We start from the raw sequence: 5524 nt of genomic DNA on the forward strand, positions 1-5524 counted from the left end.
GGCCGTTCTTGAGTTCGCTCAAGGTCGGTTGACGAGATCCCGACGATCATGATGATCGTGCGGGATCTTCGTCGTTTCCGGGGTCTGTTCGAGGCTGTTCGGGGTGGTGGATGGCGGCGGTCGTGGAGCTCGGCCGTGCCGCTGCTCCTTCTTTGCTTGTTACGCGCATCACGGCCAGCCCCGGGTTGCCGGGGCTGGCCGTGATCGTGTGCTGTTCTGCTCGCTCAGGGGCTGGTGGTCGGTGGTGGCCGTCCGGTCTGCGTGGGCGGGTTCGTCTCTGGCGGTGTTGGCGCCTGGAGATCTGTGTGGTCGAGACCGGTGTCGGTGAGGTGGGTGCCGGTGCGCTGGTAGAGCCAGGTTTCGAGGATGTCGAGGTTGCCTGCGGTGACGAGAAGGGCGACGAGGAGGGTCTGGGCGACCTGGCCGGGTGCGGGGCGGTGCTTGGGGTTGCCGATGTCGATCTCGTCGCTCTTGAGGCGTCCGTGGATGCCTTCGTTGTGCGAGCGAATGGGCTTGTAGGTGGCGATCCAGTCGGCGGACAGGTAGTGGCTGTCCTGCCGGAACTTGGCGGTCTTCAGGTGGCCTGCGGCGTCGGCGGGGACGGTGATGTCGGACTTGCTGCAGACCAGGGGGAGTTCGTCCGCCGCCGGCGGGTTGAGCCATTCGTCTTGCGGGAGCTGGACGGTGGGCCGGGCGGCGGGGTGCGCGGCGCGTTGGCGGCGGTCGCTGAAGTCGACCACCGCGGACGGTGGGCCCGGGGCACGGGGCGTGCGGGGACGGAGACGGTCACGGCGCGCGCAGTTCACCGACGGCGATGGTCCGGCAGCCGGGCACTGGAGGCGGACGGCGCCTCGGGCATCAGGCCCTTGCTTGGTCTTGAGGAAGTGCGGCTCGCGGGCCGCGATGTGCTCAGTGAGCTGCTGGTTGTCCCGGATTTCGCGGACGGCTTTGTCGTCCAGGCCGTCGGTGGCGTGGACGAGTGGGGCGGGCATGTGGGGGCAGGCGAGGGAGCCGTCGACGAGCAGGGCGCCTTTCCAGCTGCCCTGCTGGCCCCGGTCCTTGGCCTTGTAGTCCAGGGCCAGTCTGTAGCCGAGGCGGCGTACGGGGATCTGGAAGTTCTCCGGGGAGCAGCCGGTGTAGGCGCGGTCGGCGGCGCAGGTGCCCGTGGGCAGGCCGAGGTCGGCCAGCTCTTGCAGGGCGACGACGGCGTTGCGGCCGGTGCGCACGGTGGGGGTGTCCAGGACCAGGCCGACGCACATCTGTGGGTAGGCGGTCGGCTTGCCCGCGCTCTCGCCCGGGCGGCGACGGTGGGCGGCGACCACGAAGCTGGCGCTGTAGCCGAAGGTGCCTTCCCCGCAGCCGCCGCTGTAGTGCCAGCCTGCGGTGATCTCCACCGATGCGGTCGGGGTGCGGTCGCTGGCGGGGTGGGCCAGAACGGGGATGGAGGTGGCATCCACGCCCACGTCCCCGCGCCAGCCGCGCAGGTGTCCGCGCTCTTTCGCGAGCCGGACCGGGGCGAGCACCAGTTGGTTGGCCAGCAGTTGGAGCCGCTCGGCGGCCTGTTGGCCAGAGGGGACGTTCCAGGCGTCTGCGTAGGCCTCAGCGATCTCCTGGGGCAGGCGCGAGCGGCGGTTGCAGCGGGCAGGGTCGAGGACGGTGGTGATGCGGTCGAAGCCCCGGTAGAGGCGGCGGCTTGCCGCGATGCACTCCCGCGCCGTCACCGGGGGTTGCTGAGGGATGCCCAGCCAGGTGCGGGCGTTGGGTTCGAGGCGGAAATGGAGGATGCGCCAGGCTTCAGCGACGGTGGCCCGGCCCGTGAAGTAGGCGGCCAGCAACAGCCCGGCCAGCACCGTGCGCGGACGCACCCCTGCTGGGCCCGGCCGCCCTGCCAGGAGTTCCTCCAGATGTTTGGGCACGCCGGAGCGGTCGAGCAGGGTCAGCAGCTGGCCGACCTTGGAGTCCTCGATTTTGGTGATCTTTCCGGGGCGGACGCGGGGCCGCAGGGCGCGTGCGGCCGTCTCCTCCGCCGCCGGGCGGGCCATCATCGGCGCTGCCCGTGCAACAGCCGGATGACCTCCTTCCTCGGCAGAGGCGGGACCCACTGGTGGTAGGGGGCGAGTCCGGCCGGCGAGGACATCCCCGCAGCCGTGGCGACCACGGAAGGGTTGATGCCGTTGGCAAGCAGGCCCACGATCCATGTCGACCGAAGCCGTCGGGCCGACAACGGCGGCAGTCCGGCGGGAGGCCGGTGGCGGACCGGCCAGGACGACACGAGGTTCTTCGCCGCCGAGACCTTCCGCCCGGGCCGGAACAGGTAGCCCTCTTCGGCGGCTTCGGCCAGCTCTGCCAGTACGATGCTCCAGCCCGCCCGGCAGGCCACGAGCCGGCCCAGCAGATTCTCATCCAGCACGGGAACACCGCTGGCGGTGTCGATGTGATGACCGCGGACCTGGCGGAGTTCACCGGGTGTGAGACCGCAGCCGGCGCCGAGTGCCATCAACGCCAGCCCATCCAGCCGGGCCCGCCCCGGAAGATGCCCGGCCCAGTCCCGAAGGTGAGTCAACTCCTCTTTCTCGTAGGGAGGTTGAGGACTTCGCGGAGAAGTGATCCGCACAGGCGGGGCCTCGCCGCGCTCAACCCAGACGAGGGCTTCACGGGTGCGGCGCAGCCAGCTCCGGCAGGTCTGCACGGTCGAGCCCTGAAGGCCCGGGCAGCCGGACAGCACAAAAGCGTCGATCGTCTCCGTCCGCAGCCACACCCCCGGATCCCGCGGCAGGCCCTGCCCGTCGGCCCACACGGCCAGACGCCCCACGGCATACAGAAGCCGCCGTGCCTCATAGCAGGTGGCCGGGGCGGCCGCCGCCACCGTGGCTTTCACCTGGTCGGCGACCGGCACCCACCGCCGGAGCGGCACCCGCGGCCGGTAGTCGTGGATCCGGCCGGAGATCTCTGAACTCAAGGTCACAGACCAAGCCCACCGGCTGGTCAAGCAGCCAGTGAAGGGGTTGAAGCCGATCTTCACGGAAAGGAGTGCATCAGCATGGTCGGAGGCATGAACCGCCGAAGGCCGCCGCGCGAGCTTGCCGGCGATCCGGAAACCTGGCCCCACGCCCAGCTCACCGACCCCGGGGCCGCAGCCGTCCAGGACATCGCCCGCACCCTCGCCGAGGTCCTGGCGGAGCGCGGTGCGAGCCTGCGCCGGGTTGCGGACGGCTCGGGTGTGAACCGGCAAGCCATCGCCGATCTGATCAACGGGCGGTCCTGGCCAGACGTCGCCACCGTGGCCCGTCTCGGCGCTGCCCTCGCAATCCCGCTGTGGCCGCAAACGACCGTAGTTGACGGGGAGATGAGTCATGAAGCCTCAATCCCTGCCCGAACTTGCACGAAGAGCAATCGGGCATGACGATTTCGTGACTCCACCCGCCGAACCACGCGCACCGCGATTACGCTCGGACGCACGGGAGCCACCTGATGGGAGCTCGCGTGCCGGCACCGCCGATCGGTTACCAGGCCACCGGCGGTGCCGACCCTCTCCTGCAACTCACCCTTGCAGGGCGGCGCAGGAGTCTGTGTTCAGCCCTCTGCGGCCGCCGTCCCCTCTCCGCTGTCCGCGGTGGTGCCGCCTGCGGCGATGGCGAACCAGCCGACAGGACCCTCGATCACGTGGCCTTCTTCGGCCAGCTTCTTCAGACGGCCGCGGGTGGTCTCCACCCGCGCCGGAGTTGAGACGTCCTCCCCGATCGCCGTGGCGATCTCCCTGGCCCTCATCGCACGCCCCGAAGTAGCCAGCAACGACAGCATCCGACGCCGGCCCTCCTCCCAATCAAGCGGTCCCATGGGACCCGGCGGAGGCTCGGAGGCCGCTGGAGCGGCACCTGCTTCAGGCGATGGCGCTGACGGCCCGGTAGGCTCCCCCTCCTCCGGAGCCTTGGAGGCGCCTGGTGTCCCGGCATCCGGCGGCAAGGAGTCCAGGGTTTCCCGCGTGATACCCAGCCGACGCAGCCGCTCCTCGGCCTCGCCGATCTGCTTATGGATCCGCTCAAGCTCCTCGTGCAGCCGGGACAGCCGATCACGAACGGCCGACTCTTCCCGGTCCAAACGCTCAAAGTACGACGCCACGATCCGCCTGGCTCCCGTCGACCACTGCAGAAAGACCCCACAACCCTGTCAGGGTCTCAGCACACCGTAGGAGCCACAGCCGCAAGATCGCACGAGCTGTCCGCAAGCGATCGCAAAGGACAACTCACGCCCATCTCACGGCCCTTGATGCCGCAAGCGAAGAAAGGGTCGGACCGGCGGGCCTGGCGCTTCAGTCCCGCACAACCCGCCGCTTCGACCACCTGTGCCAGCTGCCGGTGAGGAAGCCGTTGCAAGCTGAGAGAAGAACTGAGCACAGTGCCAGCAGAGCAGCCCCTTGAGCAATTCGGAGCTCAGGCCGCGACGGGCCACCACGAGCACCCCACAAGCCAGACCAAGGACCAGGACCGCGAGGGCGAGGAAGCCAGCGAAGAACTTAACCAGCGGACGCAGAGCGCTCATCCGCATCTCTCTTCGTCTCAGCTGGAACACCACCTGAGCAGCAGGCATCCCGCGCATCAGGCTGGAACCCTGGCAGCAGCACTTTCCGCACGATCTCAGCTTCGGGAAAGAAGTTGCCCTGAATCAGGCCAGGTTGAGATGCCCGCTTCACGTGGCATGTTTGGTCGAGGGCCTCAACCTTCATGGCCCAGCGAAGCGGTGGGGGCCACGCCCTGCTCAGCCTGCTGGATCCGCTCGGCCTCCATCCGCGCCACGGACAGCAACAACTGAGGATCGGGCTTGGTCTGATGCGTATAGGTCATTGCCACGACCACGGCGCCAACCCGCATCACCAACGACGTAAACGGCTCGGCGGAGAACTTGTTGAACCCCGTGCGCGCCACACTGGCATTGCCGACCGTGGGCATAGAGATCTCACGGTCGTTCTTGTCGGCGTAGGAGGCGCCGCGGCTCGTGTATCCAGTCTGAGCGGCTTCCCTGTCCTCGTACGCATCGAGTTCGATGTGGACATTGCCCGTGCTGTCCGCATTGTCGTACTGCACCTCCGCATGGCTCGTCATGCCCGCGCAGACCCCTGAGGGCCTGCGGCACGGTGAGTCCTTGGGCAGATCGCGGCCACGGAGGGAAGTTGCGCCGACCTTCCAGCCGGTGGGCATGCTCTGAAGGTCCAGAACCTTCTTGAGCTGGGAGAACCTGAGCGATGTGGCCAGATCCGGAGTTGCCGCATGCCTGCCGGGGCCCTTGCTGTGCTCCGCTCCGCTACCGCCGCATCCAGCCGCCAACAGCACCACGGCGACCATCAGCGCTGCCACCCGCACACCCACCACTGACTCCTTGCGGCGCACCTGCTGGCCCTCCCCGTCGGCATTTTGCTTCCCGAGCATAGATGTCAGTCGTAGGCGACGGGGAACGATCACTCGGCAGACGGGAAACGGTCTCCAACCGCCGTTGGAAGTTCCAGTCCAACGGCTTTCGTGAACACCCC

The 5524-nt window shown here is 68.5% G+C and carries 5 protein-coding genes; 1 reads left to right on the plus strand and 4 read right to left on the minus strand.

Features of this window, described 5'->3' with window-relative positions:
* Positions 1-224 precede the first annotated feature (224 nt).
* Entirely contained in the window at positions 225-2045 is a 1821-nt protein-coding gene (locus tag AQI95_RS11950) for a hypothetical protein (protein WP_159056510.1), read from the minus strand.
* Positions 2042-2965, minus strand: coding sequence for a hypothetical protein (locus AQI95_RS11955; protein WP_244188712.1), 924 nt, complete (start codon positions 2963-2965; stop codon positions 2042-2044). Before AQI95_RS11955 ends, AQI95_RS11950 begins: the two co-directional genes overlap by 4 nt.
* 75 nt (positions 2966-3040) lie before the next feature.
* Between AQI95_RS11955 and AQI95_RS11960 the strand changes: the two genes are divergently transcribed.
* Complete coding sequence (locus tag AQI95_RS11960) at positions 3041-3403, plus strand: helix-turn-helix domain-containing protein (protein WP_079071211.1); 363 nt, start codon at positions 3041-3043, stop codon at positions 3401-3403.
* A 170-nt stretch (positions 3404-3573) separates the two neighbouring features.
* On the opposite strand, the gene AQI95_RS44755 is transcribed toward AQI95_RS11960, so the two are convergent.
* Together AQI95_RS44755 and AQI95_RS11970 are read right to left on the minus strand one after the other, a co-directional pair.
* Positions 3574-3768, minus strand: a complete 195-nt coding sequence (locus AQI95_RS44755) for a hypothetical protein (RefSeq protein ID WP_159056511.1) — start codon at positions 3766-3768, stop codon at positions 3574-3576.
* 944 nt (positions 3769-4712) lie between these two features.
* Positions 4713-5423 carry a hypothetical protein gene (locus AQI95_RS11970; protein WP_067121203.1) on the minus strand — a complete coding sequence of 237 codons (711 nt, stop codon included), beginning with the start codon at positions 5421-5423 and terminating at the stop codon, positions 4713-4715.
* Positions 5424-5524 lie beyond the last annotated feature (101 nt).

It is taken from the genome of Streptomyces yokosukanensis (assembly GCF_001514035.1).
GTDB classification, from domain to species: Bacteria; Actinomycetota; Actinomycetes; order Streptomycetales; family Streptomycetaceae; genus Streptomyces; species Streptomyces yokosukanensis.